General features: G+C 51.3%; 29 protein-coding genes. 23 read left to right on the top strand and 6 right to left on the bottom strand.

Features of this window, described 5'->3' with window-relative positions; genetic code table 11:
* The first annotated feature begins 247 nt into the window (after positions 1 to 247).
* Positions 248 to 952, top strand: coding sequence for a response regulator transcription factor (locus AC0LWN_RS26315; protein ID WP_474670636.1), 705 nt, complete (start codon positions 248 to 250; stop codon positions 950 to 952).
* Positions 949 to 1,923: a sensor histidine kinase gene (locus AC0LWN_RS26310; RefSeq protein ID WP_474670634.1), complete on the top strand. Its 975-nt coding sequence runs from the start codon at positions 949 to 951 to the stop codon at positions 1,921 to 1,923. The genes AC0LWN_RS26315 and AC0LWN_RS26310 overlap by 4 nt, the downstream gene beginning before the upstream one ends.
* A gap of 310 nt (positions 1,924 to 2,233) precedes the next feature.
* On the opposite strand, the gene AC0LWN_RS26305 is transcribed toward AC0LWN_RS26310, so the two are convergent.
* A complete protein-coding gene (locus AC0LWN_RS26305; RefSeq protein WP_474670632.1) occupies positions 2,234 to 2,476 on the bottom strand; it encodes a hypothetical protein in 243 nt (80 codons plus the stop codon).
* A gap of 39 nt (positions 2,477 to 2,515) precedes the next feature.
* Positions 2,516 to 2,782 (bottom strand): PQ-loop domain-containing transporter, encoded by a 267-nt coding sequence (locus tag AC0LWN_RS26300; protein ID WP_474670630.1) that lies wholly within the window; start codon positions 2,780 to 2,782, stop codon positions 2,516 to 2,518.
* A 171-nt stretch (positions 2,783 to 2,953) separates the two neighbouring features.
* On the opposite strand from AC0LWN_RS26300, the gene AC0LWN_RS26295 reads away from it, so the two are divergent.
* The 5 genes from AC0LWN_RS26295 (at position 2,954) to metE (ending at position 9,713) form a co-directional block, all read left to right on the top strand.
* Positions 2,954 to 3,724 (top strand): ABC transporter ATP-binding protein, encoded by a 771-nt coding sequence (locus AC0LWN_RS26295; RefSeq protein ID WP_474670628.1) that lies wholly within the window; start codon positions 2,954 to 2,956, stop codon positions 3,722 to 3,724.
* Positions 3,699 to 5,648 carry an ABC transporter permease gene (locus tag AC0LWN_RS26290; protein ID WP_474670626.1) on the top strand — a complete coding sequence of 650 codons (1,950 nt, stop codon included), beginning with the start codon at positions 3,699 to 3,701 and terminating at the stop codon, positions 5,646 to 5,648. Before AC0LWN_RS26295 ends, AC0LWN_RS26290 begins: the two co-directional genes overlap by 26 nt.
* 15 nt (positions 5,649 to 5,663) lie before the next feature.
* Complete coding sequence (locus AC0LWN_RS26285; protein ID WP_474670624.1) at positions 5,664 to 6,287, top strand: DedA family protein; 624 nt, start codon at positions 5,664 to 5,666, stop codon at positions 6,285 to 6,287.
* A 28-nt stretch (positions 6,288 to 6,315) separates the two neighbouring features.
* Positions 6,316 to 7,176 (top strand): undecaprenyl-diphosphate phosphatase, encoded by an 861-nt coding sequence (locus AC0LWN_RS26280; RefSeq protein WP_474670621.1) that lies wholly within the window; start codon positions 6,316 to 6,318, stop codon positions 7,174 to 7,176.
* A 227-nt stretch (positions 7,177 to 7,403) separates the two neighbouring features.
* A complete protein-coding gene (gene metE, locus AC0LWN_RS26275; RefSeq protein ID WP_474670619.1) occupies positions 7,404 to 9,713 on the top strand; it encodes a 5-methyltetrahydropteroyltriglutamate--homocysteine S-methyltransferase in 2,310 nt (769 codons plus the stop codon).
* A gap of 50 nt (positions 9,714 to 9,763) precedes the next feature.
* Here metE and AC0LWN_RS26270 read toward each other — a convergent pair whose 3' ends face one another.
* On the bottom strand, positions 9,764 to 9,916 hold the full coding sequence (locus AC0LWN_RS26270; RefSeq protein WP_458964033.1) for a DUF1540 domain-containing protein: 153 nt from the start codon (positions 9,914 to 9,916) through the stop codon (positions 9,764 to 9,766).
* A 348-nt stretch (positions 9,917 to 10,264) separates the two neighbouring features.
* Here AC0LWN_RS26270 and AC0LWN_RS26265 point away from each other — a divergent pair, with 348 nt between their 5' ends.
* Positions 10,265 to 11,377 carry a DUF4349 domain-containing protein gene (locus AC0LWN_RS26265; RefSeq protein ID WP_474670617.1) on the top strand — a complete coding sequence of 371 codons (1,113 nt, stop codon included), beginning with the start codon at positions 10,265 to 10,267 and terminating at the stop codon, positions 11,375 to 11,377.
* A gap of 86 nt (positions 11,378 to 11,463) precedes the next feature.
* Here AC0LWN_RS26265 and msrB read toward each other — a convergent pair whose 3' ends face one another.
* Both msrB and AC0LWN_RS26255 read right to left on the bottom strand, forming a co-directional pair.
* Positions 11,464 to 12,417 (bottom strand): peptide-methionine (R)-S-oxide reductase MsrB, encoded by a 954-nt coding sequence (msrB, locus tag AC0LWN_RS26260; protein WP_474670615.1) that lies wholly within the window; start codon positions 12,415 to 12,417, stop codon positions 11,464 to 11,466.
* 95 nt (positions 12,418 to 12,512) lie between these two features.
* On the bottom strand, positions 12,513 to 13,190 hold the full coding sequence (locus tag AC0LWN_RS26255; RefSeq protein ID WP_474670613.1) for a TVP38/TMEM64 family protein: 678 nt from the start codon (positions 13,188 to 13,190) through the stop codon (positions 12,513 to 12,515).
* A gap of 129 nt (positions 13,191 to 13,319) precedes the next feature.
* Between AC0LWN_RS26255 and AC0LWN_RS26250 the strand changes: the two genes are divergently transcribed.
* The 10 genes from AC0LWN_RS26250 (at position 13,320) to AC0LWN_RS26205 (ending at position 22,338) form a co-directional block, all read left to right on the top strand.
* On the top strand, positions 13,320 to 14,255 hold the full coding sequence (locus AC0LWN_RS26250) for a Gfo/Idh/MocA family protein (protein ID WP_474670611.1): 936 nt from the start codon (positions 13,320 to 13,322) through the stop codon (positions 14,253 to 14,255).
* A 27-nt stretch (positions 14,256 to 14,282) separates the two neighbouring features.
* A complete protein-coding gene (locus AC0LWN_RS26245; protein ID WP_474670609.1) occupies positions 14,283 to 14,606 on the top strand; it encodes a hypothetical protein in 324 nt (107 codons plus the stop codon).
* 126 nt (positions 14,607 to 14,732) lie between these two features.
* On the top strand, positions 14,733 to 15,050 hold the full coding sequence (locus AC0LWN_RS26240) for a winged helix-turn-helix transcriptional regulator (protein ID WP_019909599.1): 318 nt from the start codon (positions 14,733 to 14,735) through the stop codon (positions 15,048 to 15,050).
* Between the two features lie 155 nt (positions 15,051 to 15,205).
* Complete coding sequence (locus AC0LWN_RS26235; RefSeq protein WP_458964039.1) at positions 15,206 to 15,931, top strand: hypothetical protein; 726 nt, start codon at positions 15,206 to 15,208, stop codon at positions 15,929 to 15,931.
* A 338-nt stretch (positions 15,932 to 16,269) separates the two neighbouring features.
* Complete coding sequence (ric, locus tag AC0LWN_RS26230; protein ID WP_474670606.1) at positions 16,270 to 17,001, top strand: iron-sulfur cluster repair di-iron protein; 732 nt, start codon at positions 16,270 to 16,272, stop codon at positions 16,999 to 17,001.
* 174 nt (positions 17,002 to 17,175) lie between these two features.
* Positions 17,176 to 17,877 carry a hypothetical protein gene (locus AC0LWN_RS26225; RefSeq protein WP_474670604.1) on the top strand — a complete coding sequence of 234 codons (702 nt, stop codon included), beginning with the start codon at positions 17,176 to 17,178 and terminating at the stop codon, positions 17,875 to 17,877.
* Positions 17,878 to 18,091: 214 nt separating this feature from the next.
* Entirely contained in the window at positions 18,092 to 20,518 is a 2,427-nt protein-coding gene (gene nirB / locus AC0LWN_RS26220) for a nitrite reductase large subunit NirB (protein ID WP_474670602.1), read from the top strand.
* A 32-nt stretch (positions 20,519 to 20,550) separates the two neighbouring features.
* Positions 20,551 to 20,871 (top strand): nitrite reductase small subunit NirD, encoded by a 321-nt coding sequence (nirD, locus tag AC0LWN_RS26215; protein WP_474670600.1) that lies wholly within the window; start codon positions 20,551 to 20,553, stop codon positions 20,869 to 20,871.
* Positions 20,872 to 20,920: 49 nt separating this feature from the next.
* Positions 20,921 to 21,739, top strand: a complete 819-nt coding sequence (locus AC0LWN_RS26210) for a formate/nitrite transporter family protein (RefSeq protein ID WP_474670598.1) — start codon at positions 20,921 to 20,923, stop codon at positions 21,737 to 21,739.
* A 107-nt stretch (positions 21,740 to 21,846) separates the two neighbouring features.
* A complete protein-coding gene (locus AC0LWN_RS26205; RefSeq protein WP_474670596.1) occupies positions 21,847 to 22,338 on the top strand; it encodes an NUDIX hydrolase in 492 nt (163 codons plus the stop codon).
* A gap of 105 nt (positions 22,339 to 22,443) precedes the next feature.
* Here the strand turns inward: AC0LWN_RS26205 and AC0LWN_RS26200 are convergent, their stop codons facing one another.
* A complete protein-coding gene (locus AC0LWN_RS26200) occupies positions 22,444 to 23,163 on the bottom strand; it encodes a Crp/Fnr family transcriptional regulator (RefSeq protein WP_458964046.1) in 720 nt (239 codons plus the stop codon).
* A 408-nt stretch (positions 23,164 to 23,571) separates the two neighbouring features.
* On the opposite strand from AC0LWN_RS26200, the gene AC0LWN_RS26195 reads away from it, so the two are divergent.
* The 5 genes from AC0LWN_RS26195 (at position 23,572) to AC0LWN_RS26175 (ending at position 26,184) form a co-directional block, all read left to right on the top strand.
* Positions 23,572 to 24,369 (top strand): alpha/beta hydrolase, encoded by a 798-nt coding sequence (locus AC0LWN_RS26195; protein ID WP_474670593.1) that lies wholly within the window; start codon positions 23,572 to 23,574, stop codon positions 24,367 to 24,369.
* A gap of 159 nt (positions 24,370 to 24,528) precedes the next feature.
* A complete protein-coding gene (locus tag AC0LWN_RS26190; protein WP_474670592.1) occupies positions 24,529 to 25,155 on the top strand; it encodes a hypothetical protein in 627 nt (208 codons plus the stop codon).
* Complete coding sequence (locus AC0LWN_RS26185; RefSeq protein WP_474670591.1) at positions 25,148 to 25,672, top strand: accessory gene regulator ArgB-like protein; 525 nt, start codon at positions 25,148 to 25,150, stop codon at positions 25,670 to 25,672. Before AC0LWN_RS26190 ends, AC0LWN_RS26185 begins: the two co-directional genes overlap by 8 nt.
* On the top strand, positions 25,669 to 25,779 hold the full coding sequence (locus AC0LWN_RS26180) for a cyclic lactone autoinducer peptide (RefSeq protein WP_019909611.1): 111 nt from the start codon (positions 25,669 to 25,671) through the stop codon (positions 25,777 to 25,779). The genes AC0LWN_RS26185 and AC0LWN_RS26180 overlap by 4 nt, the downstream gene beginning before the upstream one ends.
* A gap of 21 nt (positions 25,780 to 25,800) precedes the next feature.
* The gene (locus tag AC0LWN_RS26175; RefSeq protein WP_474670590.1) at positions 25,801 to 26,184 is read left to right on the top strand and encodes a LytTR family transcriptional regulator DNA-binding domain-containing protein; all 384 of its coding nucleotides are present in this window, start codon (positions 25,801 to 25,803) and stop codon (positions 26,182 to 26,184) included.
* The last annotated feature ends 120 nt before the right edge of the window (positions 26,185 to 26,304 follow it).

Below are 26,304 nucleotides of genomic sequence, written 5' to 3'. Positions count from 1 at the left end.
CAGTTAAAATATGGCGATGGCCCCTTTTTGCGGAATGGAGCGATATATAAGTGTACGAAGTACAATTAACTGTATTTTCGCGGCCTAAGCTTCTCTTTTAATTGTATAGAATACAGTTACGACTTCGGTCCAGCTTAGACCCAACTTGTGTCCAACTTAGGTCCACATATTTGACTACACCCCAGGGACTGGTTATATTATGGGGCAAACCCCTTAGCCAGCTAAGGCTGCAGACCGGAGGCTTGAAATGTTCAAAATTTTTATTATCGAAGACGACCGTGGACTGGTGACGCTGCTCCAGGAGTATCTACATAAGTTCGGCTATGAGACACAGGCGGTGAACGATTTTGAGGCGGTGCGGAGCGAGTTCGGGCAGTTTGCACCGCATCTGGTGTTGTTGGATGTGAATCTGCCCAAATTTGACGGATACTACTGGTGCCGCCAAATCCGCGGGCTTTCGACTTGTCCAATCCTGTTCATCTCTGCCCGCGACGGCAAAATGGACCAGGTGATGGCGCTGGAAAACGGGGCCGATGATTATATCACGAAGCCGTTCGATTATGAGATTGCTCTCGCCAAAATCAAAAGCCACCTCCGCCGGGCCTACGGTTCCTACGCCGGAGGCGGCAATGAGCGCAGCTTAACGGTGGCTGGGCTGCTGCTGGATGTGGAGCGGCTGGTTCTGGCGCGGGGCAGCGCCAAGATTGACCTCAGCCACACCGAAGCCAAAATTCTCGATGAGCTGATGCAGAAGGCTGGCTCCGTAGTCACCCGCGACCGGCTGCTGGAGAAAATCTGGGACGACCAGGTTTTTGTGGATGACAATACGCTGAATGTGTACGTGACCCGGGTGCGCAAGAAGCTTGCGGCACTGGATATTACGGACGGCCTGCAGACCGTTCGCGGTCAAGGCTACAGACTGTGCGAGAATTGGGGGGGAGACGTAACATGAAGCTCTTTTTGCGGGAACAGACACCGCTCATTGTAATTTACCTGGCCCAACTCCTGATGATCACCCTAGTATACCGTTTGGACGGCGGCAGCGGGGTGAACGTCAGCTTGTATGCGGGGCTGCTTAGCACCTGCCTGCTGCTGGCCTATCTGGCGTACCGCTTTATCTCCAACCGTTCCTTTTACGAACGTCTGCTGAATCTTCCCTCTACGCTGGAGGAGGTTGGCGGTCCTGCCCAAAGCTCGCCGCTGGCGGAGAGCCTGCGCGGTCTGCTGGCCCATCAGTTCCGTCTGTACCAGAATGATCTGCACAGCTACCGCCATAAGCTTGAGGAGCATATTCATTTTATCAACCAATGGGTGCATGGGATGAAGACTCCTCTGTCAGTCATTCATCTGATTATACAGGACAAGGACGGTCCGCCTTTTACGGCAATTGGCGATGAGCTTGACCGGCTCAAAAAAGGGCTGGACACCGTGCTCTACACCGCCCGTCTCGACACCTTTGAGCATGATTTTTATGTGGAGCGGCTTGACCTGGCGGCTATTGTGCGGGGCGTAACCTCGGAGCAGAAACGGCTGTTCATCCGCAAACGGGTATTTCCGGCGATTTCGGTGGACAGCGGCCTATTCATTACCTCGGATGAAAAATGGCTGTCGTTCGTGCTGACCCAGCTAATTACAAATGCGCTGCGCTATACAGTGGAGGAGGGGCGGTTTGTCCATTTTCATGGTTTTGCCGACGACCAGGGAAGGCCTGTGCTGGAGGTGCGCGATGAAGGAGTAGGCATTCCTCCGGGAGATCTGCCCCGCGTGTTCGATCCTTATTTTACCGGCGTCAACGGGCGCAGCTTCCAGGAATCCACCGGGATGGGTCTATATCTGGTGAAGCAGATCTGCGGCAAGCTGGGGCATAGGGTGGAAATATCCTCGGAGGTGGGGAAGGGGACGGCGGTGAGGGTTCTTTTCTAAAGATTCATTATTTGCTTTGCGTAGGCAATCCAATCCTTGTTATCGGTGTTGATTTCGATGGTTGGCAGGACTGATAGATTAGATTGTCTGCGTAATTCTGCTTGGGTTCTTATAAATTCATCTGCTGAATGTCTGATTTCTTCTTCGGCCAAGTGTATCCATTCATGAGGTGCTCGACTTTTCATTCTTTGCTCTACTTGTTCAGAAGAGACCGTTAATAATACACATTTAGCCCCAAGGTCGAGCAGCTCATGTTCTAATGCTTCGATCCTCTCGAAGACCTGGAGGCATCCGGACCCAGAAAAGCAGCCTACTCATTTAATTGCCGCAGCATGCTAACCCTTTTTTGCAATAGCTGAAGATGCTCGTTGCGGTCTAGCCGTTTGAATTCGCCATGAACATTGTTTAATACTTGGGAGTAATGCTCACTCAGGACAACGATGCTGCGTTCCGATGCTTCCTCTTGTGCTTGAAGCAACTTTAACGCCTTTAGAACAGACGTTTTTCCGGCATTTGAATACCCTTCCAGAATAACTCCTCGTATATGTCTCACTTGAAACCTCCAGCGAACAAGTATTAGAAATTAATTATATCAAATGCGGTAGCGTATGATCAGCAGAATGACTGCAGACACCACAGCTAAAGATAAGGTATTCGTAATCAAAAAAGCCAAGCCTGCCCCCGTTAACGTCAGGTTAACCGCATAAGCCTCCATCAGGGCGATCCCCAGCAGCATTAAGAGGTATGCCTTTAAGCTTAAATCGGCAACGGACTTCGTTCTGACAATCTGCACAATCTGTGGAATCCATCCGAGCGACAGAATAATGCCGCCAATCAGTTGCATAACCGAAAACAGCATCGTACACCCCCGCGATATCTTTATGTTCCTATATTGTTGTATTCGGAGCAGCCCACAAGAGTTCCCTCCTGGCTTACAATACTGTAAGGTGACTGTAAGTTTCAGAAATAGCGGCTGCAGTTTACTGTTTGTATAATGAAAGCAATCCAGCGAACGAAGGAGCGAAAGTACTTGCCCATATTAGACGTCCACAATTTATCCAAAATATATGAGGGCAAGGTGTCTATCCACGCGCTGAACCATATCCGCTTTGCCGTGGAGAAGGGAGAGTTCGTGGGCATCATGGGCCCGTCAGGCAGCGGCAAAACCACACTGCTCAACGTGATCGCCACCATCGACGAACCCACTTCCGGGGAGGTTATGATCAACGGCCGGAACCCGCGGAGTCTGGACCGTAAGGATAAAGCCCTGTTCCGCCGCAAGGAGCTTGGGTTTGTGTTCCAGCAATTCAATCTGCTTGATACGCTCACTGTAGAGGAGAACATCGTACTGCCGCTGACGCTTGCGGGAGCCTCCCTGCCTGAGATGGAAGCCAGACTGCGTGAGGTGGTTAACAGATTGGATATCGGCGGACTGCTGCATAAGCGGACCTATGAAATCTCCGGCGGACAAATGCAGCGGGTGGCGATCGCCCGGGCGATGATTCACCGTCCAGCGCTGATTCTGGCGGATGAGCCGACAGGCAGCCTGGACTCCAAAACTGCTGCAGAAGTTATGAGCCTCCTGGCGGAAGTGAACGGGGCGGAAGGAACAACGATGCTTATGGTCACGCATGATGCGGTGGCGGCAAGCTTTTGCCATCGGGTAATCTTCATCAAAGACGGGCGCTTTCACAGTGAGATGTACCGGGGCAGCAGCAGAGCGGCCTTCTTCCAGAACATCATTGACATGCTGTCACTGCTGGGAGGAGCGGGCCATGACCTTTCGGCAGTTCGCTTATAGAAATGTAACGCGGAGTAAGCGGAAATATGCGGCTTATTTTGTCAGCAGCGCATTTTCGGTGATGGTCTTTTTTCTGTGTGCGTTGTTTATTTTTCATCCGGCGATTGCCCGGGACAGAATTCTAAGCACGGCGGCGAACACGATGCTGGTGGCCGAGGGGATTATTTATGTGTTTTGTTCCCTGTTCGTGCTGGTATCTGTCGGCTCCTTCCTGCAATCACGCAAGCTTGAGTTCGGCATCCTGCTGATGCACGGCATGACGAAGCGGCAGCTATACTTGATGGTTTTCCTGGAAAATATGATGATCGGCGGTTCGGCCATTCTCACCGGCACAGTACTCGGACTGCTGCTTGGCAAGCTGTTCCTGATGATCGGCTCCGGCTTTCTCGGAATCCCGCCGCTGGAATTCCACCTGAGCTGGCAAGCCCCGGTGCTGACGGTCTGCAGCTTTGTTCTGCTGTTCATGCTGATCTCGCTGTCCACCTTTGCCTTCATTGGCAACGAATCACCGCGCGGCCTGTTCCAAGGCAGAGGCAGAGGAGCCTCCGAACCCAAAAAATCGGGGTGGCTGGCGCTGTTGTCAGGCCTGCTGCTGGTTGCCGGATATGGCTTGGCGGCTACTACAACAGCGACTACTGTAGAGACTATGATGTTTCCTGTTGTGCTGATTACGATTGCCGGGACTTATCTTTTTTACACACAGCTCAGCCTATACATCGTGGGGCTGCTGCGGCAGCTCCGCCGCTTCTATTGGAAGCATACACATATTCTCATGTTCTCGGGGCTGTCGCACCGATGGAAGGACAATGGCCGGATGTTCTTTATGGTCACTATCGTATCGGCGGTCTCCTTCACCTCCGTGGGCGTGTTCGCCTCGATCCATACGTTGTCCCGGGAGCTGAAGCTGGACTATCCGGCGGCGGTTGGTTATGTGGCCAAGGGAGGCGAACGGGCTTCCACGGAAGAGCGCGACTTGCAGGGAATTGCCGCAGAGCTGGAGCAGCTCGGGCTTCCTTACGAGGCGCTTGAAATTCCGCTTAAATATGCGGAGGTAGAATCGCAGACAGGTCCTGACCGGACCCGGAGGCTGCCGCTGATGGCTTACAGTGATTATATGCTGGCGCTGCAGCATGCGGGCTTTATCTCGAAGGAGCCGCCGCTGCAGGGGAACGAAGGGCTGGTAATGATCGGCTCCCAGCGGGACCGCAGCCTGATCTCTGAACGGGTCAAAGCAACGTATAAGCTCAAGCAAGGGACGCACATTCAAGAGATAGGATACACCGGGCATGTGCCTATTGCCGAATATTTGCTCCCGGAGCTGGACGGCAGAGACGGCGGGGATTTCAGCGGACTGGTGATCAGCGACAGCCTGTACAGCCGGATTGTCCCGGTGCAGCAGGACCGGTATACCGGGTTCTATGTGGAGGATTTCATCCGGACGGAAGAAGTGGCCTCGGTGCTTGCCCCCAAAGGAAAAGTTGCCTACGAGGCTGACTCCTCTTATGCCGTGGTAGTCAGCGGGACGCTGTTCGAGGTTCAGCGTACGCTGTACAGCACGATGCTGTTCGCTTCGCTGCTGGTCGGGACGGTCTTCTTCATTGCGGCAGGGAGCTTCCTCTATTTCCGTCTCTATACGGATTTGGACCATGACCGTCTGCAGTATTCGACCCTGTCGAAGCTGGGCCTCACGGACAAGGAGCTGGACCGCGTTGCCACGCTGCAGCTTGCTACTATGTTTTTCGTGCCTGTTCTGCTGGCGGTTCTGCACAGTTTATTTGCATTTATTGCGCTGCAGCGGCTGTTTTACCTCTCTATTGCAGCCGAGACCGGGGCAGTGCTTGCCGGTTATCTGGCGGCCCAGGCGCTGTACTTCTTCTTCATCCGCAGCCGCTATTTACGCAATCTCAAGAAAAATCTCATCTAATGCGGAGGGATACGAATGAAAACATGGATTACAGATGTTATGGAGCAGTTCGGATATCTTGGTATTTTTCTGATGCTGGCTTTGGAAAATATTTTTCCGCCCATTCCTTCGGAGGTCATTCTGCCGTTCGGCGGCTTCATGACCATCAGCTCCGGGCTGACGATTCCCGGTGTGCTCATCGCCTCAACGGCGGGTTCGCTGCTCGGGGCGGTGATTCTGTACTGGATCGGCCGGCTGCTGGATGTCAGCAGAATGGAGCGGATTGTGGACCGCTGGGGCAAGTGGATACGGATCAAGAAGAGCGATATCCGCAGGGCGGACGCCTGGTTTGACAAATACGGCTATTGGACGGTGCTGTTCTGCCGCATGGTGCCGCTGGTGCGCAGCCTCATTTCGATTCCGGCAGGGATGTCGGGGATGAAGTTCGGACTGTTCATGCTGTTTACGACGATTGGTACGCTGGGCTGGAATACACTGCTGATTCTGCTGGGCGCTGCACTGGGCGAGTCCTGGGAGGAAATCGGCGTTTACATGAATGCCTATTCCAATGTTGTATATGTTCTGATCGCCGGAGGAATCGTCCTGCTTGGACTGCTGTACTTCCGTAAACGCCAGCTTGCGGGCAAAGCCCGGGGATAGACAAAACCTATAATAAGGAGGAATATGCATGGAGCTGCTGACCATTATTAAAGCTATCATATTAGGAATTGTAGAAGGCTTGACCGAATTTGCTCCGGTATCCTCCACGGGTCATATGATTATTGTCGATGATATGTGGCTGAAATCGCAGGAATTTCTCGGAAAATATACGGCGAACACCTTCAAGGTAGTCATCCAGCTAGGCTCGATCCTGGCCGTGGTCGTGATCTTCCGCAACCGGTTCATTGATCTTCTGGGCCTGAAACGGTTCAGCCGCAAGGAGCTGACGGCAGTGCCGGAAGGGCAGCCTCCGGTTGAAGGTGCAGGGCGGCTGAAGCTTGCACAGGTGCTAGTCGGCCTCATTCCTGCCGGCGTGCTCGGATTTCTGTTCGAGGATTATATAGATGAGCATTTATTCTCCACCTCTACAGTGCTGATTGGTCTGGTTATCGGGGCAATTCTAATGATCTGCGCGGACCGTTTCGCCCCTAAAAAGATCAAGACAGAGAGTGTCGATCAAATTACATATAGGCAGGCGCTATCGGTCGGCTTGATCCAGTGCTTCTCGCTCTGGCCGGGGTTCTCGCGCTCCGGCTCGACGATCTCCGGCGGCGTTCTGCTGGGGATGAGCCACCGTGCCGCCGCCGACTTCACCTTCATTATGGCGGTGCCGATTATGGCTGGAGCCAGCCTGATTTCGCTGCTGAAGAACTGGCAGTACTTTACGCTGGATGCCTTGCCGTTCTTTATTGCGGGGTTCATCAGTGCATTTCTGTTCGCGCTGCTGTCCATGCGTTTTTTCCTGAAGCTGATCAACCGGATCAAGCTGATGCCGTTTGCCATTTACCGGATTATTCTCGCCGCAGTGGTTTACCTGGTCTGGTTCTAAATCTATCAAATTTATAGCTTAGCTATTTCGAAAATGGCGGTGTCTTCTTACTCAGAAGGCGCCGCTTTTTCTGTTTGCTATAGGGAATGTGTATAGCCGGATTCGCTGGAATCTGTTGCGGCTTCCTGAAGCGGTACAGTATGATGGCATCAGCTTTTCGGACGAAAGACAGATTGATCATAATCGGAACAAAACTATAAACCGTATAGAATGCGAGGAGAAAGAATATGACAAACAAGATCACAACCAGCAATCTCGGTTATCCGCGAATCGGCAAGAACCGTGAATGGAAAAAGACGCTTGAGGCCTACTGGTCCGGCAAAATTAGTGAGGAAATCTTCCGCGCCGAGATGGCGGATATTCAGCTTCAGCATTTGCAGGCCCAGCAATCAGCCGGCATTGATCTGATCCCGGTTAATGATTTCACCTTCTATGATCATGTGCTGGATACCGCCGTGATGTTCGGCATTGTCCCGCCGCGTTATGCGTATGACGGCGGCATTGTGCCGCTTGACCTGTATTTTGCGATGGCGCGCGGCAATGCTGCCGCTCCGGCTTGCGAAATGACCAAATGGTTCAATACGAACTACCATTATATCGTACCGGAGATCGGCAGCCAGACTCCCCGGCTGACCGAGAACAAGCCGCTTGCCGCCTACCGCTTCGCCAAAGCGCAGGCGGGCATTGAGGGCAAGCCGGTTATAGTCGGACTCTATACCTTTCTTAAGCTGTCCAAAGGCTTCCCGGCCGCTGAAATTCAGGAGGTTGCCGCCCGGTTCCTGCCGGTATATGTGCAGCTCCTGCAGGAACTGCAGCAGGAGGGAGTCGAGTGGGTGCAGATCGACGAACCGGCTGTTGTGACCGGACTTACCGAATCGGACATCTCTCTGCTGGAGACGATCTACCGGGAACTATCCGCTGCGGTTCCAGGGCTGAAGCTGATTCTGCAGACGTATTTCGAAGCCGCTGAGCCGCTGGAAGCACTGCTGGCTTTGCCTGTGCAAGCCATAGGTCTCGACTTCGTTCATGATGGCGGGGCCAACCTGCAGGCCATCGAACGACTTGGCTGGCCTGCAGACAAGTATCTGGGCGCAGGCATTATTGACGGGCGCAGCATCTGGCGCGCCGATCCCGATGCCAAGCTGGACCTGATCCAGAAGCTGGCTGTTCATGTGCCGCTGGACCGGCTCATTCTTCAGCCATCCTCCAGCCTGCTCCATGTGCCGGTAACGGTGCAGAGCGAAGCCAAGCTGAAGCCGGCCGTGAAGCGGGCGCTGGCCTTCGCCGATGAGAAGCTGGCGGAGCTTGATCTGCTGGCCGCGGCTGCCGGCGGCGATGCGGCGGGCTCCGCCGCTCAGCTCGCGGAGAGCCGTGAAGCGCTGGCTGTCTTCCGCGCGCTCCCGGAACGCGGGCGCCAGGATGTGGCGGAGCAGGTCCGCAGGCTGGACAGCCTGCCGGACAGCCGCAGCCTGCCCTTCGCCGGGCGCCTGAAGGTGCAGCAGGAGAAGTGGAAGCTGCCGCTGCTGCCGACAACCACCATCGGCAGCTTTCCGCAGACGGCCGAGGTGCGTCAGGCACGGCTCAAGTGGCGCAAAGGTTTATGGAACCAGGAGCGCTATGACGGGTTTGTCCGCCGCCAGATTGCCGAAGCCATCACACTGCAGGAGGAGCTTGGCCTCGATGTACTGGTGCACGGGGAGTTTGAGCGGACCGACATGGTCGAGTTCTTCGGCGAGAAGCTGGCTGGCTATCTGTTCACCCAGAACGGCTGGGTGCAGTCTTACGGCTCACGCTGCGTGAAGCCGCCGGTCATCTACGCGGATGTCGCTTTTATCGAGCCGATGACTGTCAAGGAAAGCGTCTATGCCCAGTCGCTGACGAGGCTGCCGGTGAAAGGCATGCTGACCGGTCCGGTGACGATTCTGAACTGGTCGTTCGTCCGCGATGACCTGAGCCGGGAAGAGGTCGCTAAGCAAATCGCTCTTGCGCTCCGCCATGAGGTGCAGGCGCTGGAGGATGCCGGAATTGAGATGATTCAGGTCGATGAACCGGCGATCCGCGAAGGCCTGCCGCTGAAGGCGGAGGACCATGCGCATTATCTGGATTGGGCGGTGCGTTCGTTCCGCGTAGCAACGAACCATGTGAAGGATACAACCCAGGTTCATACCCATATGTGCTACAGCGAATTTAATGATATGATCGGAGCCATCTCGGCAATGGATGCAGATGTTATTTCCATTGAGACCTCGCGCAGCCACGGGGAGCTGATCACCGCTTTTGAAGAAGATGATTATGATAAAGGCATTGGCCTCGGCGTCTATGACATTCATAGTCCGCGTGTACCGCAGGTGGAGGAAATGACCCAGAATATTGAGCGGGCGCTGCGCGTGCTGGATGCCGGGCAATTCTGGATTAATCCGGACTGCGGGCTGAAGACACGCGGCTGGGAGGAGACGGAGGCTGCGCTGCGCAACATGGTGCAGGCGGCAGGATTGGTGCGGGAGAAAACACTTGATAATCATTCTCAATCTTGCTAAAATGGGAACAAGAAAGAAGGAACCGTGGAGGGTTCCTTCTCAGCTTTAATTTATTTGCTTTCAAAGGTTTTGCAGTCTGTCTCATCAGCTTGTGAAGGCTGCTTGGAGCTGTGGTAAGCAACAAAGATAGATTCAGCGTTGCATTTGTTGTCTTCAGCCCAGTGGGTGCAGGAATTTACTGCGCATTTTACGTCTTTTGCCATGAGGGTTTCACCTCCCCTTATCGTGGAATGGCGGCATCCTTACATGAACTATTCTGACCGGCAAGGTGGAGCTTGTCCGAACAGAACCTAACCCTTATCCCGCGCGGATACAGGGTTTTTTGGTGTTCTCTGTCTTCGAGAGACACCATCATTGTAGCAGATAACCCCAGGCCCCCGCAAACAGGAAACGGCTTACCGGCTGGAAAAATTTCCGGTTTTCTGCAACCTTCCAGCTTTTGGATCGTCAGAGAAATGAGGCGAAAGAGACTAATAGACAAAGAGCTCATCTCGCCGCGGCAGTCTGTTCAAAAGAAGCGGATTTTTCACTACACTTTTGGAGGAATGAGTATGCACAAACGGGGTCAGTATTATCTGCATTATGTACTCGGGTTATTGATGCTTGCAGTGGTTTTGGCGGGATGCGGGGCGGGAGGCAACAGCGATTCGGCTGCGGGGGCAGACACCTCCATGATGAAGCAAGACTTTGGCAGCGACTCGGCTGCAAATACCGCGTCGGAAGCTGCACCAATGGAAAATACTGTGAAGTCCGAAGCTGAAGCTTCCAACACAACCCAGGCCGTAGCTGCCGGTGACGGAAGCAAGGTGGTGGACAGCTCCGGCGCAGATCAGGCGGCAAAAGGGGCGGCGGGATTTACCGGCAGCGATGTTGTGGCTGGACTGAACAAGAAGCTGATCTACCACGCCAATCTTAACATGGAAGTGGCGGATTATGGCACGGCACAGACGGATGTGCGGAATATGATTACCCTTGCGAACGGCTATATTATCGAATTTAAGGAAGACCTGTCCGAATATGAGCAGGGAGGAACCTTTATTTTCAAAGTCCCGGCCTCCGGCTTCTCTTCTTTTCTGAACAGTCTGGAGAAGGTGAAGCATGAGAAGCTTCAGCGCAGCATTCAGGGACAGGATGTTTCGGAGGAATACGTGGACCTCGAATCACGCCTCAAAGCCAAGGAACTGATGGAGAGCCAATATATCGAGTTTATGAAAAAAGCGACCAAATCCTCAGACCTTGTGGCTTTTGCCAATCAGCTTGGCACCATTCAGGAGGAAATTGAGCAGATCAAGGGCAGAATGCGTTACATTGACCAGAACGTCTCCTTTTCTACGGTGGAGCTTCGCCTGTATGAGACGGATAAGAGTGTAGATATTAAGAAGGAGAAGGAACAAGATCCGTTGCTGAGCCGTGCTTCTGATGCGCTCCAGAGCAGCATGAAGGCTATATCGGTGATGTTTCAGTGGCTGTTTGTGTTCCTGGCCGGCGCGCTTCCGGTACTGATTATTGCTGCGGTAATCGTGGCGATTGTGCTCTGGTACTTTAGAAAAACAAAGCGGAAGGATGATGAATCCATCCAGCGCCTCCGGGAGCTGAACCGCGACAAGCAGCCAACGCCAAGCCCTGAGGAAGAAGAGGAAAAGGAAGATAAGAAGCCGGAGTGATTTTTTGCAGCAGCCGCAAATGATAAAAAAGCCTCGGGCCCGCAGTTGGCGGGTTCGAGGCTTTGCCTATTTATGGTGCCATTCGCTTAAGCATGCTGAAACAGCACGCGGTACTCGCCGTAGCCTTCCTGCTCCAAATCCTCCTTCGGCACAAACCGCAGCGCCGCTGAATTGATGCAATAGCGTAAGCCGTCCGGTCCGGGGCCGTCATTGAAGACATGTCCAAGATGGGAATCGGCTGCTTTGCTGCGTACCTCGGTACGGATCATCAGGTGGCTGAGATCGGTTTTCTCCTTGACCGAATAATCGCGGATCGGCCGGGTGAAGCTGGGCCAGCCGCAGCCGGAATCGAATTTATCCCGAGAGCTGAACAGCGGTTCGCCGGATACAATATCGACGTAAATTCCATCCCCGTGATGATCCCAGAATTCGTTGCGAAAAGGCGATTCGGTTGCATTGTTCTGGGTCACTTCATATTGCAGCGGGGTGAGCCTTGCCTTCAGGCTGCTTTCATCCTCTTTGTATTTCCAGTGCTCCTCGATAAAAGCATCCCGGCCAGAGCCTTTGCGGTACCGTTTGTAGTGCCCGGGATTCTTGTGATGATAGCCCTGGTGGTACTCTTCGGCAGGATAAAAAGGCCCCGCCGGAAGAATCGGCGTCACAATGGGAGCGGAGAAACGCCCGCTTGCCTGCAGCGCCGCCTTGGAGGCTTCAGCCTGCTGACGCTGTTCTTCGGAATGGGTAAAAATCGCTGTGCCGTATGAGGTTCCGCGGTCATAAAACTGGCCGCCGGCATCGGTAGGGTCAATCTGCTGCCAGAACAGCTCCAGCAGCTTGCTGTATGGGAAGATATCTGGATTGAACGTAATCTGTACCGCTTCCACATGTCCTGTGGTTTCCGAGCAGACCTCCTCATAGGTTGGATTGACAGTATGTCCACCCGTGTACCCGGAGACGACCTCAATAATGCCCGGAAGCTCTTCGAAAGGGGATACCATACACCAGAAGCACCCTCCGGCAAATGTTGCTTTTTCCGTCATTAATATCCCTCCATTCATAGAATGCAATTAAATATGTCACAATGTAATTATAAAGCAATTATTCGCCGCCTGCCAGCGCCGCCGGACTGTGCGCCTCAGTCTTTCTTGGGTATCAAGAAGCCGGGGCGCAGCGATAAAGCCGCTAATCCTATCACAGCAACGTACACCAGGATGGCAATTACAGCGCTTCGCGGATGCTGGAACAACTGGCCGCCAAGAAAAGCATATAAGGCGATACCGGGGATTTTGCCAAGCCCGGATGCGGCGAGATAGCTCCAGAACGGCAAGCGGGCGGCTCCGGCATAAATGTTGACGGCAGCCTGCGGAATGAACGGGGCCAGCCGGGCCAGCACGACGGAGGCGAAGGGACGCCGCTGCACGGCTGCGGCAAACTTGTCCAGGGCCGGCACAGAAGCCAAATATGCGCTGGCTTTATCCAAATATAGGGAAGTTCCTCTTTTACGTCCTACTGCCTCTTTATTGTTCTCGCCCTGCTTGTGGAACATATATTTCACGATGCCATACATGATGGCCGCCGCAAGGGTTGACGCGCTCCAGCAAATGGCTGCACCCGCCAGACTCCCGTAGGCATAGCCGTACAATCCGATAATCAGCTTATAAGGAACCGCAGGAAAAAGAGCCACTAAAGTAGCGGCAGCGATGCTCAGGAATAAATTATGATCCTCCCGCAGCCAGGCGAGGATGTCCGATCTGTAAATAAACGCCAGGATAATCCCAAAAATATATAGCAATATAGTCAGCCATTTTCTCATTCAATTATGCCCTTTCTTCCGCTTGTTCATTTCATCATACTGAAAAAAAGAGAATTAATGAAGCAAAGATCATTGTCCCCGGGCCTTGTCACGGTATAATACATCTATAAACCAAAGGGAGATACACTCATGAACATTGCAGAACGCAAAAAAGTGGCTATCATCGGAATCGGCGGCATCGCCCGTAAAGTCTATCTGCCGCTGCTCTCCCGCCATGATCAGGCAGAAGTGGCAGGCGTGCTCAGCCACTCCCCGGCAACCGTGCAGGGAGCGGTTCATTCTTACCGGTTCCCAAAAGGCACAACAGATCTGAATGAGCTGCTGTCCTGGGACCTGGATGCAGTATTTGTGCATAGCCCTACACCTACCCATTATGATATTGTTATGAAATGCCTGAACCACGGCGTATCGGTATATGTGGATAAGCCACTGTCTTATCATCTGGAGGAATCCCGGCGGATGGCAGAGCTGGCCGCTGACAAAGGGCTGCTGCTGGGCGTGGGCTTTAACCGCCGCTACGCGCCAATGTATACGGCCGCTGCAGCCTGGCTGGAAAAAGCCGGCGGCATCAGCGCCTGCCATGCGTTCAAGCACCGGACGAAGCTGCAAGCCGGCAGCAGCCGCGAGACGGTCCATGATGATCTGATTCATATGCTGGATTTGCTGCTCTGGCTGTGTGGCGGAGATGCAGAACTGCTGTACAGCAGCCTCAAATCCGACGATGCAGGACGATTACTTCAGTCCTCCGGTGGGCTGGGCTGGAATAATGGTACGACCGGCATGTACAGTATGGTCCGGGAAGCCGGTGCAGATCTGGAGAAGCTGGAGCTGCACGGTCACGGCCGGTCCGTGGAAGTTGTGGATATGGATCGGGCAACACTCTATGAGAACGGGATGCTTCCGCGTACGCAGGGCTTTGGAAGCTGGGATACCATTCTTGAGCGCAGAGGGTTCAGCGGTGTGGTAAATGACTTTTTGAATAATTTGAACACACCGGAGAATAGCGGGGTTTCTGCTTCAGCCGTCCTGTCCAGCCATGAGCTGGCAGCGAAGCTTGCGGATTGACATGAGGAGCAGAAGGGAGGGAGCAGCATGGACGATTACAGCAAATCAATGGAAGAGAGAATTATCGAGAGCTACAAGCGGGATGAGGAAATGATGATCCTGGTCTTTGCCCAGTGGTGCGTGAACAATAGCCTGGACCCCCACGTTTTGTATCTGCAAGCCTACCCGCAGCAGGAAGGAAATGTGGCGCTGAGCAACGCACTGGCATTGACGGTTCCCAAGGAGGAAGCCGGGGATATATCCGACGATACGGTTCTCGGGGTATTGTCTCTTTACAGCAATGATGATCTGGCCTATGTAGTAACCGAGGCAATTGCCGGAAGAAAGTCGCCACAGGGAACAAAGGATTGACAACCGGGATATAATAACTATGGCCGGGTGAACTTTTTTTTTGCAAACGATGTTCATTGTGTTATAAATGTGTTAAAATTATATATACTAACTTATTGTAAGTTTGACAAGTGAGAGGTGAGAATAATGGAAGAACATCAGCTAACGATGTGCCCTCGATTCGAAACGGCCTTCTCCTTCTTAGGTAAGCGTTGGAATGGACTTATTATTCAGACATTGATGAGCGGACCGAAGCGTTTCAAGGATATTTCCGGTCTGATCCCATCCATGAGCGATAAGATGCTGTCCGAACGAATGAAGGACCTGGAATGTGAAGGGATTCTGGTACGCCATGTGTATCCGGAAACACCCGTACGCATCGAGTATGAGTTGACAACCAAAGGCCGGGCGCTTGAGCCGGTCATGCAGCAGATTCAGACTTGGGCCGAGAGCTGGGTTGAGTAGCACCCGCTTTAGAGTCCATTGACAGCCCCTTTTCACATCTTGTGAGAGGGGCTTTTTCAATAGAACGATTGATTTTATCAAAGAAAACTTGCACTTTTGACAGTAGAATATAATATAATAGAAAAAAACTTTCGCTCATCAAGGAGGCGAGGAAGATGACAACCACCTTGTTTTCCCGGGAAATAACCTATGGAAAAAAAGATGTTGCAATACTTGAGACCGCTTCGATTAAAGTGCAGCTCATTTACGACAAAGTGTTGTTCATGCTTCACAGCCATCTTCCAGCTTCCGTGTGGGACACGTGGATTGGCGTACCTTATGAGATCATCTCCTCCTTATACAAGGGGGATAACGATAGCGGCAGCGTTTTTCAAAAATGGATTCAAAGCCCTTCAGGCTGGAAATGTATCGGCTGTGAGCGGCATTGTCTTGAGCCTTCTGCAGGTCCGGCTATGCCCTCTTCCGGTAAGCAGCGCTTATTCACCTTCCATAACGGAGTTCGGCAAAGCATGGTGCTTCAGGCCGTGATCTGGTCCATGTATGAGAATACGGTGCTTTTCCAGCCCTATTTGGGCGGTGAGGCTTTTTTGAATGAGGACGATTTGGATACGATCTCCACATACTTCGTACCCACCTATCTGAGCAAGCAGCGTCTGATTGAGAACGGCAAGCCGTGCAAAGAATATCAGGAAAAGAACATTAGAATATTCCAGGAATGGTTATCGGCTCCCGACCTGGTGCTTCAGTGGAACGGAGGCTTGACCGAAGGCCGCTGGATGACCGGCGTCTATGTGGATCATTCCCGTTTTGCCGGACTGGGACCTTATCTGAAGGATGCGCAGGGCAAGCGGACGTATATGCGGGCAACGGTATCGGGTTAAGCTATATAAATTGAACTATAGAAAATATGAAAAGGGCAGAAGTGACGGAGGGGAAGTTTGGAACTGGAGGAGCGGTAGCGACCGCCTTTGTCTGCGGATTTCCACCGCGAAGAGCGGTATGAATCAAGAAATCTGCAGACAACAGCGGCCGGAAGTCCAAACATTCCCCGCAGTTACGACCAGACCCCAACATGAAATCTTTAGTTCAACTTATATAGTTCTGGAGTTCATTAAAATTTTTTATATTTAGTGCGTACAATCACAAGCTGGCACTCCCGCTGGCGTTAAGGTGAAGGGGTAAGAGAAACCTATACCAACAACCTAAGGGAGGGGCCAACATGGCGGCCAAACAAATTAATAATACAACTACGGGAGTACAGGACGGATTTTCCGGTGAAGCAATGGTCAGAGATATCGTGCTGCAATTCCCCAAAGCTGCGGATTACTTCAAGGCACAGCGGATTGATTTCTGCTGCGGAGGAGCTAAGCCGCTTACGGAAGCGGCAGCAGAGAAAGGGCTTGATACGGAGTCAGTAATCCAGGATCTGAACAAGCTGCTGGAAGAACATCCGGTGCTGGAGGAGGACACCGCCTGGAACGATGCCTCTTCGGAAGATCTGGTTAATTATATCGTGAATAAGCACCACCGTTATTTGCGTGAGGAGCTGCCGCTGATCGCTCAGAATGTAACTAAGGTTTTCCGCGTGCACGGTGAGGATTCTCCGCATTTGGCCGAGGTTTACCGCCTGTTCCATACGCTGCGTGAGGACTTGCTTCAGCATACAGCTAAGGAAGAAGAGAGCGAATTCCCGAAAATGCTGGCCTACTCGAACAATCCGACTCCAGAAGGCTTGGCCGAGCTGCACGGCCTGCTGCATACGCTGGAAGAGGAGCATGACGGGGCTGGCGAGATTTTACGCGAGCTGCGGAGAGTTACAAATGATTTCACACCACCGGAGCATGCCTGCACGACTTATCGTTTAACCTATGCGCGGCTTGAGGAGCTGGAAGGAATGACCTTCGAGCATGTGCATCTGGAGAACAATAATCTGTTCCTGCGCTATCAATAATACATTTGTGCTGCGTCCAAAGTCCCTGCGGGGACTTTTTTTAAATAGTAAGAAAGCAGCAAAATTTGAGAACAGGTCTCATTTGCGTTATTCTTAAAAGGACTATGTACATAATAATTGATTGCCTGAATAGCTGCTGGAGGCTGGGATCGGGCGGGAGAGGCGGTGCCAGAAATGCCCTCAAGATTTCTGTGGCGTATTTTGCTAGGAATTATCATCATTGCAACAGCAGGCGGCTGCTCATCTGTTCTTGGCCCTACGGCTGACGGGAGCAATTCGGGAACTCGTAATGAAGGGCCGGCGTTTTCTCTGCTGGTCGGAGACAGTGAGCTGGCCGGAAGCTCAGGCAGACAGCTCAGCGAAGCCTACAAGCCTGGAATCTCGCTGTTTGAATTGCTTAAGAGCAGCGGAGTCGCTACTTTTGCCGCAGACGGCTTAAGTATTCTGCGTGTCAACAAGGTATCCCTGAGCCCGGAATGGGTCTGGGAGATTCAAGTGGACGGCAAAAAAATAACCGACTGGAACAGCAGTGTTGACCGCGAGGACAGCATAATTATTGCGGCGAAGCCGGCAGCGGTCGGGGCTGAGCTACAGCCGGTCTTGCTCTCCATCAACGGCGGGAGCGAGCAGCCGGAGCTGACGCATTCGTATGTGCAGCCATACACGGAGGACTTGACTGTAAGAAGTATGCTGAAAGCCAGCGAAATGGTGCAATTGGCTGAAGACAACAGAACTGTGACTACGGTTATGGATTATGCTCCGCTCAGCAATGAGGCATGGAAGCTGAAGGTGAATGGCAAGCCCTTGCTGGACAGCGGAATTGATATGAAGCTTAGACCTCAGGATACACTGGAAATATTGCTTGCGTTACGATGATTCATGATGATATAGCCAGCTTTCTTACTGCTTATGGCAAAGGAAGCTGGCTATTTTAGTCTTTATGCGCACATAAATATCGGTTCCGAAAAGATGTGAAATGTTTCACATTTATTGTGATTGGAATCACAAATACCCTTCAAATTTCAACAGTATAATTTCACTATACAGGAAGTTGTGAAGAAGTCCAGAAGCTTGAAGGAGGGTCTTAAAAGTGACAGTGGAGAGAGAAAAACTAGTACTCATAGGCAACGGGATGGCAGGCGTAGGCACTATTGAACAAATATTGAAGCTGGGCGGCGCTTACGATATCACCATCTTCGGAAGTGAGCCGCATCCCAATTACAATCGGATTATGCTGTCCTACGTCCTTGAGGGCAGTAAAACAATCGAGGACATCATTCTTAACGACCGCAAGTGGTACGAGGATAACAACATTACCCTGCATACAGGAACTACCGTCACCCGGATTGATGAGGCGGCGCGCCGGATCATTACGGATAACGGAATGTCCGTTCCTTATGACAAAGTGATTATAGCAACGGGTTCGAATTCATTCATTCTTCCTATACCCGGCAACAACAAAGAAGGTGTCGTAGGCTTCCGTGATATTGCGGATTGCGATGCTATGCTGGCTGCAGCTAAGCAGTACAGAACGGCAGCGGTTATCGGCGGCGGTCTGCTGGGACTGGAAGCGGCCAAAGGACTCGTGAACCTCGGGATGGATGTTACGGTTGTGCATCTGCTGGAGGATCTGATGGAGCGGCAACTGGACCGCAATGCTTCCTCGATGCTGCAGAGCGAGCTTGAGCGCCAGGGTGTGAAATTTGCCATGGGCAAGCAGACCGTCGAACTGACCGGAGAAGAACGTGTGAACGGGCTGCGCTTCAGTGACGGAACGGAACTGGCCGCAGACTTTGTAGTAATGGCAGTCGGAATTAAGCCGAACACCCTGCTTGCCCAAGAGAGCGGCATCACCGTTAATCGCGGAATTGTGGTCAATGATTATCTGCAGACCTCGATGGCGGATGTATATTCCGTTGGCGAGTGTACAGAACACCGCGGTATCTGCTACGGTCTGGTAGCTCCGCTGTTCGAACAGGGAATGGTGCTGGCCAAGCATCTGTCCGGTGCCCCTACCCAGCCGTATGAAGGCTCGGTTGTATCGACCAAGCTGAAAATTTCCGGAGTGGATGTCTTCTCCGCCGGTGAATTCATTGAAACTGCGGAGCACACAGTGATCTCTGCCAAAGATGAATGGAAGCGGACCTACAAGAAGATTTTGCTCAAAAATAACATCATCGTCGGTGCGGTTCTGTTCGGCGATGTTACGGAATCGGCCAATCTGCAAAAGCTGGTGAAGCAGGGTGCGGAAATGACCGACGAAATTTATGGCGAGGTCATGGGCGGCGGCTGCTGCGGCGGAGGAGGAGCGAAGAAAGGCTTGTCCGTCGAAGCTATGGCTGATGAAGAGATTGTCTGCGGCTGTAACGGCGTGACCAAAAAAGCGATTGTCGATGCCGTTACCGAGAATGGTTTTACCACTGTAGATGAGATCAAAGCCTGCACTGGAGCTACCCGCTCCTGCGGCGGCTGTAAGCCGGTTGTTGAGCAGATTCTGCAATTCGTGCTTGGCGACAGCTTCCAGCAGAGCGCGAAGCAGGGCATTTGCACCTGTACCTCGCTTAGCCGGGATGAGATCGTGGCAGAAATTACGGCCAAAGGCCTGAAAACAACTAAAGAGGTCATGAATGTGCTGGGCTGGAAACAAGCCGAAGGCTGCTCCAAATGCCGTCCGGCAGTGAACTATTATCTCGGAATGATCTATCCGGACACCCATGAGGATGAGAAGGAATCACGCTTCGTCAACGAACGGATGAGCGCCAACATTCAGAAGGATGGTACCTTTACCGTAGTTCCGCGTATGTACGGCGGGGTTACGACACCGGAAGATTTGAAGAAAATTGCCGATGTCTCCCTGAAATATGATGTGAAGGTTGTGAAGGTAACCGGCGGACAGCGTTTGGACCTTATCGGCGTCAAAAAAGAGGATGTGCCTAAGGTATGGGAAGAGCTGGATATGCCATCCGGCTATGCTTACGCGAAATCGCTGCGTACAGTGAAGACCTGTGTAGGCTCGCAGTTCTGCCGCTTTGGTACACAGGACTCTATGGGCATGGGTGCATTGCTTGAGCGTAAGTATGAACGGCTTGATTTTCCGGCCAAGTTCAAAATGGCAGTTAACGGCTGCCCGCGCAACTGTGCGGAATCCTGCACGAAAGATATCGGCATCGTCGGCAATGACGGAGGCTGGGAAGTGTTCATCGGCGGAAATGGCGGAATCAAGCCGCGTATCGCTGACGCCTTCTGCAAAGTGAAAACCGATGAAGAGCTAATCGAGGTCTGCTCTGCTGTGATGCAATTCTACCGCGAAACCGGCAATTATCTCGAAAGAACCTCCGAGTGGGTAGAGCGTATGGGACTGGAACAGATTAAGCAAGTGATTCTGGAGAATGAAGACAACCGCAAGGAACTGGCTGCACGTATTGATTTTGCCCTGGCACAGGTTTCTGATCCTTGGAAAAAAATGCTCGACGACAAAGATACGCGTACTGCGCTTTTTGAGCAGGCAAGAGTCTGATTCACAGCGACAAGGAGAGAGGAGAGAAAACAATGCAATCCACCAAACAAGAATATGCTGTTGGAGCAGTGCAGGATTTCCTGCTGCAGATTGGCCGGGTAGTCAACGCCGGATCTGTGGAGCTGGCTATTTTCCGGACTTCGGATGGAGCGGTCTATGCCATAGAGAACCGCAGTCCTCATCCGAAGGGTGGCCCGCTCGCCGAGGGAATCGTTTCGGGCTACTATCTGTACGATCCGCTGTATGACTGGAAGATCGACCTGCGCAGCGGCGAAGTCCAGGCCCCGGATCACGGCAAGGTAGCGACATATCCGGCCATACTGGACGGCGATATAGTGAAAGTCAGCTTGTAGAGAGAAGGTTCAGCATTCTATTTCAAATAAATAATGGTGGGGTGGAAGGATGTTTACACAAAGCGTGGAGAACATCGTAGAGACAGCGGTTGGCAAACGTGACAAAATGAATGAAAGTCTGCCGAAGTATTTTCTTGCTGCGCTTTTAGCCGGGGCGTATGTGGGAATTGGCATCATCCTGATTTTTTCATTGGGAGCGCCGCTTGCGGCGGTCAAATCTCCTTTTCAGCCGCTGATCATGGGAACGTCCTTCGGGATTGCCCTGACTCTGGTCGTCTTCGCCGGCTCGGAGCTGTTTACCGGGAATAACATGTTTTTTACCGTTAGTACACTTGCCGGCCGAACCAGTGTATGGGATACCGTGAAGAACTGGATCATCGTATTTGTCGGTAATGTTGCCGGTGCGGTTATTCTGGCTTTGCTGATCAAGGGTACGGGATTATTCAAGGCAGCCCCCGTAGATCATCTGATCTTTACCGCAGCCGCCAAAAAAATGAGCCTTCCGTTCTCCGAGCTGTTCTTCCGTGGCATTCTCTGTAACTGGCTGGTCTGCCTGGCGTTATGGATGGCCTCACGCGCCAAAAGCGAGACAGCCAAGCTGGTGCTGATCTGGTGGTGTTTGTTCGCCTTTATCGCCAGCGGTTATGAGCACAGTGTAGCCAACATGACGCTGCTGAGCGTAGCGGTGCTGCTGCCTAATCATCCAGAGACGATTTCGGTTGCCGGCTGGCTGCATAACATGATTCCGGTGACCTTAGGCAATATCATCGGCGGAGGCGTGTTTGTCGGCATGGCATACTGGCTGATTTCTCCTGTACGTGCAGCCCGTGCAGCCGTTATACCTGATAAGCAGCAACGGATCAGCTAACTTCTGCTGGCCCTGTGGTCTATTCGACCACAGGGCCTTTTTTGTCACTGCAGCCGGAACAGATATGTGTTAAGCTTGGGGGAATTGAACGAAGGAGTTGTCCGAGAGTGTTGAGCTTCAATCACTTTGGCGTTTACGGGATTTGTCTTCGTGAGGGCAAGATGCTGGTGATCCGTAAAAGAAAAGGTCCTTATACGGGTAGATACGACCTTCCAGGCGGAAGGCTGGAGGAGAACGAAGGGCTGAGGGATGGGCTGGTTCGGGAGTTTATGGAGGAGACTGGACTCACAGTAAGCGTGCAAAGCAATGCGGGAACATTCGATTGTTTTGTACGTTTTCAAGAGGAAGCCTTCACTCATATGCACCATATAGCCGCTCTATGTACAGTGGAAATTGCCGGGGAAGGAAGGCCTGCCAAGATTGTGGAGTTTGCGGAACAGGATTCTCTGGGGGCCGAGTGGGTGGACTTATCAGAGATTACACTCGACTCTTCTTCACCTGTAGTGGTAGCAGCGGCGGAATGGCTGAGCAGTGGAATCCTGCCAACTGAGACGAGGTATTATGATGATTGGGAACTAAGGACCCAACCAACTCAATAAAAAAAGACGCCGGACAGGGCGCCTTTGACCACTCTATTGGATAATACGAATTATAGGGTCATATATGATTCAGTGAGGTGAATAGAGGGTATTGTTGTTAGGAAATTAAATGCGGCAAATTTCGTTAGGGCATAGTTCACAATGGCAGATGTCTTGAAGCATTGCAAGATCTTTGATGACGATCATGCCGTTCTCATATTCTACTGCATCTTTTTTACGCAGGTCGCTCAGCATCCGGTTAACGCTCTCACGGGTAGCGCCGATCATGTTGGACAGATCCGTATGCGTAATCTTTTTGTTGATCAGAATGCTGTCGCCGTTCTTCTCGCCGTAGGTGTTGCCGAGACGAATCAGTGTGGAGCAGAGTGCGCCAGGCTTGCCGTACATCATCAGATCACGGAATTTCGTCTGGGTGAGACGGTGATGGATACCCATCCATTTCATAAAGTCAATAGCGAAATCACAATGCTGGCAGATCAGAATCTCCAGATCCTTCTGCTCAATGATTCCAACTTCACTCTCTTCAATTACTTCCGCAGTGAAGCTGTGCTTGGTGCTGAAGAATGGGTCGGCCTGACCGACCATATCACCGGCTTGGTACATATAAAGAATGAGTTCCTTACCTTCATCAGTAGATTTGGTCAGCTTCACACGTCCACGTTTGATATAAAACAATTTATCCGAATAGTCGCCTTCCCAGAACAAATGAGAGCCTTCTGGAACCATGCGTTCTTTCATTGTGACCAAAAGTCGGTTAAAGTTCTGTTCGGAGAAACAGTTTGTATTTCCGTGGGCTTCGATAACATTGTAATGTTCCTTGATCATAATCGACATCCCCTTTATTCCCTCAGTTTTTCAGTAAATTTTAAATTAATTATACCTTGAAATTCCTCTTTATGGGTAAAGATTTTCGCGAAAAAGTGTCGAATTTTTAACATTGTGATAATTTTCACTTCGAAAGTGTGAGATTTAATATGTTTTTGAGCTTGAATTAGGGCGTTTGTGTAAAATAACCCATATTATAGCAGCTGGTTGCCCGATTTGCTTTTCTCCACACTGAAGATGATTCAGCTTTTTTGATCATAGCGCAAACTGCAGGCCTCTTTCAACTCCTTTATCAAAGCATTCCGTTTGCATGACCTGTAATACTTTGTTAGACTAAATGCCGGGAAAGAAAACCTTTTCCTGCGAGTAATAATTCTATTTTATAGAAGGAAAGCTTGAGGGATGAAAATGGAGACATTATTGTTATGGCCGGAAGGTGCTCCGGGAGCACTTGGTAAGAGCGACGAGGATATCCCGGCTATTACACCTTATCTCGTGGAAGGAGAGCGGAACGCCGCTGTTATTGTCTGTCCGGGAGGCGGTTATGGCATGCGGGCGGACCACGAAGGCGCACCAATCGCTGAATGGCTAAATACGCTCGGAATATCGGCTTTTGTGCTGCGTTACCGTGTTGCGCCTTATGGATACCCCAATGCGCTGCTGGATGCTCAAAGGGCGCTGCGTACGATTCGGTTCCGTTCTGAAGAGTATAGAATTGACCCCGGCAGACTGGGGATTCTGGGATTTTCGGCAGGTGGACATTTGGCTTCTACCGCCGGTGTTTTGTTTGATTATGGAGATAGTGAAGACTCTGATCCTGCTCAGCGGCAGTCCAGCCGTCCCGATTTGCTGATCTTGTGCTACCCGGTGATTTCAATGGCTGATGGGGTGACGCATCAAGGCACAAAAGTAAATCTACTTGGGGAGAACCCAGACAAAGACCTGGTGGATCACTTTAGCAGTGAGCTTCAGGTAACGGCGGCTACACCCCCTACATTTCTTTGGCATACCTCAGATGATGAAGCTGTGCCAGTGGAGAATAGCCTGCAGTTCGCCGCAGCGCTCAGTCGACATCACATTCCTTTTGACCTTCATGTATATGCGCATGGCAGACACGGGCTTGGTCTGGGTGACGAGGAGCCTCACACGAGAAGCTGGACTGGGGCCTGCGCATCCTGGCTGGCTTTGAATGGCTATACCAAATAGTTCAAAAGGCAAGGCCTCTCTTGAGTTTCTCGCCTCAACGGAGGTCTTTTTTTATTGGATAAAAAGAGTTATTATTTGCTAAAATTTTGCTATACTACTTGAGTAGACATGTAATATAATGTAATTATTAACCATAAAAATGTCAGGCGGTGAGGCCATTTGTCATGGGAACCGGCGGGATTTATGTTTTTCTCAACCATTGAGGGGGTGGGAATATTCGCCATGATGATGTCGTTCTTCAGGCTGAAGGCGACGGACTATATTTGGCCTGCGTTGTTTATTATTCTGCTGATGAACCTGCAGAGCTTTGTGCTGCGGACTGATCTCGACCTGTCTTTCCTGGTTCCGGTTATTAACATTATGCTTTTTATATTTCTGCTGACAGTTGTCATTAGAATTCCAATTATATGGTCTTCTATTATAGCCATTTTTGGTTATCTGGCATTTAGCATCATACAAGTAGCGCTCGTCTTATTGTTCTTTGGCTCCATTTCCGATTCACAGACCTCGGTGATTAACGAATACGGAGGTCAGTTCATATCCGGCTCGACCAGCATTTTTCTGGCGTGGGTTTTGTTCAAGCTTGGCATTGGCTTTACTTTTGATTTCGAAAGGTTGCGGCTGCGCTGGGAAGGAACGCTGGTGGTGGGATTGATTGTGCTTTTCTTTCTGCTGTTCTCTTTGATCATGTACAAGAATGAGATAGGCTGGTGCATTCTTTTCTTCATAAGCGCCTTTACCTTTTTAATGTATTACTCAATTAGAAAGGAGAAAATGAATGATTGAGCTGCTCGCTGCAAAAATGGCATTTTCACTAAAACGCTCCGTACCGGATCATCCATCCTCGGTTGAAGTTTTTAAATTCGCGATTGCGATGCTTCTTAATGTGATATTTATTGTTCTGGCAACCTTGGGCATCTCCTTATTTACCGGTCATACGGGGGAGGCCGCTGCAATCCTCATCTCGTTCGCGCTGCTCCGCCAGTTAACAGGAGGCATTCATCTCAAATCCAATCTGCAGTGCACCGTTGTCTCCACATTGAGCTTTACTGGTATCTCCCTGGTTGCTGTGTCTGAATTATGGACCGTTGTAGCGACAACTGCGGCAATGCTTGCAATTCTGTTCCTGGCTCCGGTAGGCATAGATCAGCAATCGAGGATTCCCCCAAAGTATTTTCCTTATATGAAGCTTGCAGCCATGCTGCTTGTTGCTTCCAATTACTTCATTCTATCGTCGGTGCTTGCGTTCAGCTTTCTCGCTCAGAGCGTTACGCTGGTGCTTGGAAAGGTGGTGAGATCATGAATCTGGTGGCAAACATACTGACCAAGGTTGCAGAAGCAACGGTAGGAACGAATTGTTTTTTATTTTGGTACAAAGGCGACATTCCGGCCGAGCTCTTAAAAAAATAGTTGAGAAAGCAGGTTGATTCCATGAATGCTATTTCCGTTACCGAAACCGCTGACGGATCTGCCGGGATCATCACTGTTGGCTTAGAGCGCATCTTGTTTCTTAAGTGCAATACCATCGAATCACAGTCTATCCTGGTACATACGAGGGAAGGCGTTTATTACATCATGGGACCCTTGCGTTACTGGGTGAACGCGCTTAACAGCACCGGATGCCACTTCAGCATCGTAGATCGGGGAACGGCGGTCAATATTGATAACGTGGCACGTCTGGAGAGAACATATAAGGTTGCTTATTTTGACGACATGAGCAGCCAGAGTTCTGTTAGCTGCACGATTGCCTATCATCGTTACAGGCTTGTTGAACAAGAACTTACCCGAATGAATCCTAACATTATCGTTTGTTAGATGCCAATGCGAGGGGACTGTCCGATGACAGTTCCTTTTTTTTGTAACACTCAGGTATGTTTACACGAGGATCAGAATTAGCGTATGGGGAATTATAACAATTCCATAAATTAATACACA

Source organism: Paenibacillus sp. sgz302115 (assembly GCF_056120445.1).
The sequence above is the reverse complement of the archived record's forward strand: the minus strand, read 5'-3'. Positions and strand labels throughout refer to the sequence as shown.

Excerpts from the sequence above, each read along its gene's own strand:
- AC0LWN_RS26315 (WP_474670636.1), top strand. The coding sequence starts at position 248 with ATGTTCAAAATTTTTATTATCGAAGACGACCGTGGACTGGTGACGCTG.
- AC0LWN_RS26310 (WP_474670634.1), top strand. The coding sequence starts at position 949 with ATGAAGCTCTTTTTGCGGGAACAGACACCGCTCATTGTAATTTACCTG.
- AC0LWN_RS26300 (WP_474670630.1), bottom strand. The coding sequence starts at position 2,782 with ATGCTGTTTTCGGTTATGCAACTGATTGGCGGCATTATTCTGTCGCTC.
- AC0LWN_RS26290 (WP_474670626.1), top strand. The coding sequence starts at position 3,699 with ATGACCTTTCGGCAGTTCGCTTATAGAAATGTAACGCGGAGTAAGCGG.
- AC0LWN_RS26285 (WP_474670624.1), top strand. The coding sequence starts at position 5,664 with ATGAAAACATGGATTACAGATGTTATGGAGCAGTTCGGATATCTTGGT.
- AC0LWN_RS26280 (WP_474670621.1), top strand. The coding sequence starts at position 6,316 with ATGGAGCTGCTGACCATTATTAAAGCTATCATATTAGGAATTGTAGAA.
- metE (WP_474670619.1), top strand. The coding sequence starts at position 7,404 with ATGACAAACAAGATCACAACCAGCAATCTCGGTTATCCGCGAATCGGC.
- AC0LWN_RS26270 (WP_458964033.1), bottom strand. The coding sequence starts at position 9,916 with ATGGCAAAAGACGTAAAATGCGCAGTAAATTCCTGCACCCACTGGGCT.
- AC0LWN_RS26265 (WP_474670617.1), top strand. The coding sequence starts at position 10,265 with ATGCACAAACGGGGTCAGTATTATCTGCATTATGTACTCGGGTTATTG.
- msrB (WP_474670615.1), bottom strand. The coding sequence starts at position 12,417 with ATGACGGAAAAAGCAACATTTGCCGGAGGGTGCTTCTGGTGTATGGTA.
- AC0LWN_RS26255 (WP_474670613.1), bottom strand. The coding sequence starts at position 13,190 with ATGAGAAAATGGCTGACTATATTGCTATATATTTTTGGGATTATCCTG.
- AC0LWN_RS26250 (WP_474670611.1), top strand. The coding sequence starts at position 13,320 with ATGAACATTGCAGAACGCAAAAAAGTGGCTATCATCGGAATCGGCGGC.
- AC0LWN_RS26245 (WP_474670609.1), top strand. The coding sequence starts at position 14,283 with ATGGACGATTACAGCAAATCAATGGAAGAGAGAATTATCGAGAGCTAC.
- AC0LWN_RS26240 (WP_019909599.1), top strand. The coding sequence starts at position 14,733 with ATGGAAGAACATCAGCTAACGATGTGCCCTCGATTCGAAACGGCCTTC.
- AC0LWN_RS26235 (WP_458964039.1), top strand. The coding sequence starts at position 15,206 with ATGACAACCACCTTGTTTTCCCGGGAAATAACCTATGGAAAAAAAGAT.
- ric (WP_474670606.1), top strand. The coding sequence starts at position 16,270 with ATGGCGGCCAAACAAATTAATAATACAACTACGGGAGTACAGGACGGA.
- AC0LWN_RS26225 (WP_474670604.1), top strand. The coding sequence starts at position 17,176 with ATGCCCTCAAGATTTCTGTGGCGTATTTTGCTAGGAATTATCATCATT.
- nirD (WP_474670600.1), top strand. The coding sequence starts at position 20,551 with ATGCAATCCACCAAACAAGAATATGCTGTTGGAGCAGTGCAGGATTTC.
- AC0LWN_RS26210 (WP_474670598.1), top strand. The coding sequence starts at position 20,921 with ATGTTTACACAAAGCGTGGAGAACATCGTAGAGACAGCGGTTGGCAAA.
- AC0LWN_RS26200 (WP_458964046.1), bottom strand. The coding sequence starts at position 23,163 with ATGATCAAGGAACATTACAATGTTATCGAAGCCCACGGAAATACAAAC.
- AC0LWN_RS26195 (WP_474670593.1), top strand. The coding sequence starts at position 23,572 with ATGGAGACATTATTGTTATGGCCGGAAGGTGCTCCGGGAGCACTTGGT.
- AC0LWN_RS26185 (WP_474670591.1), top strand. The coding sequence starts at position 25,148 with ATGATTGAGCTGCTCGCTGCAAAAATGGCATTTTCACTAAAACGCTCC.
- AC0LWN_RS26180 (WP_019909611.1), top strand. The coding sequence starts at position 25,669 with ATGAATCTGGTGGCAAACATACTGACCAAGGTTGCAGAAGCAACGGTA.
- AC0LWN_RS26175 (WP_474670590.1), top strand. The coding sequence starts at position 25,801 with ATGAATGCTATTTCCGTTACCGAAACCGCTGACGGATCTGCCGGGATC.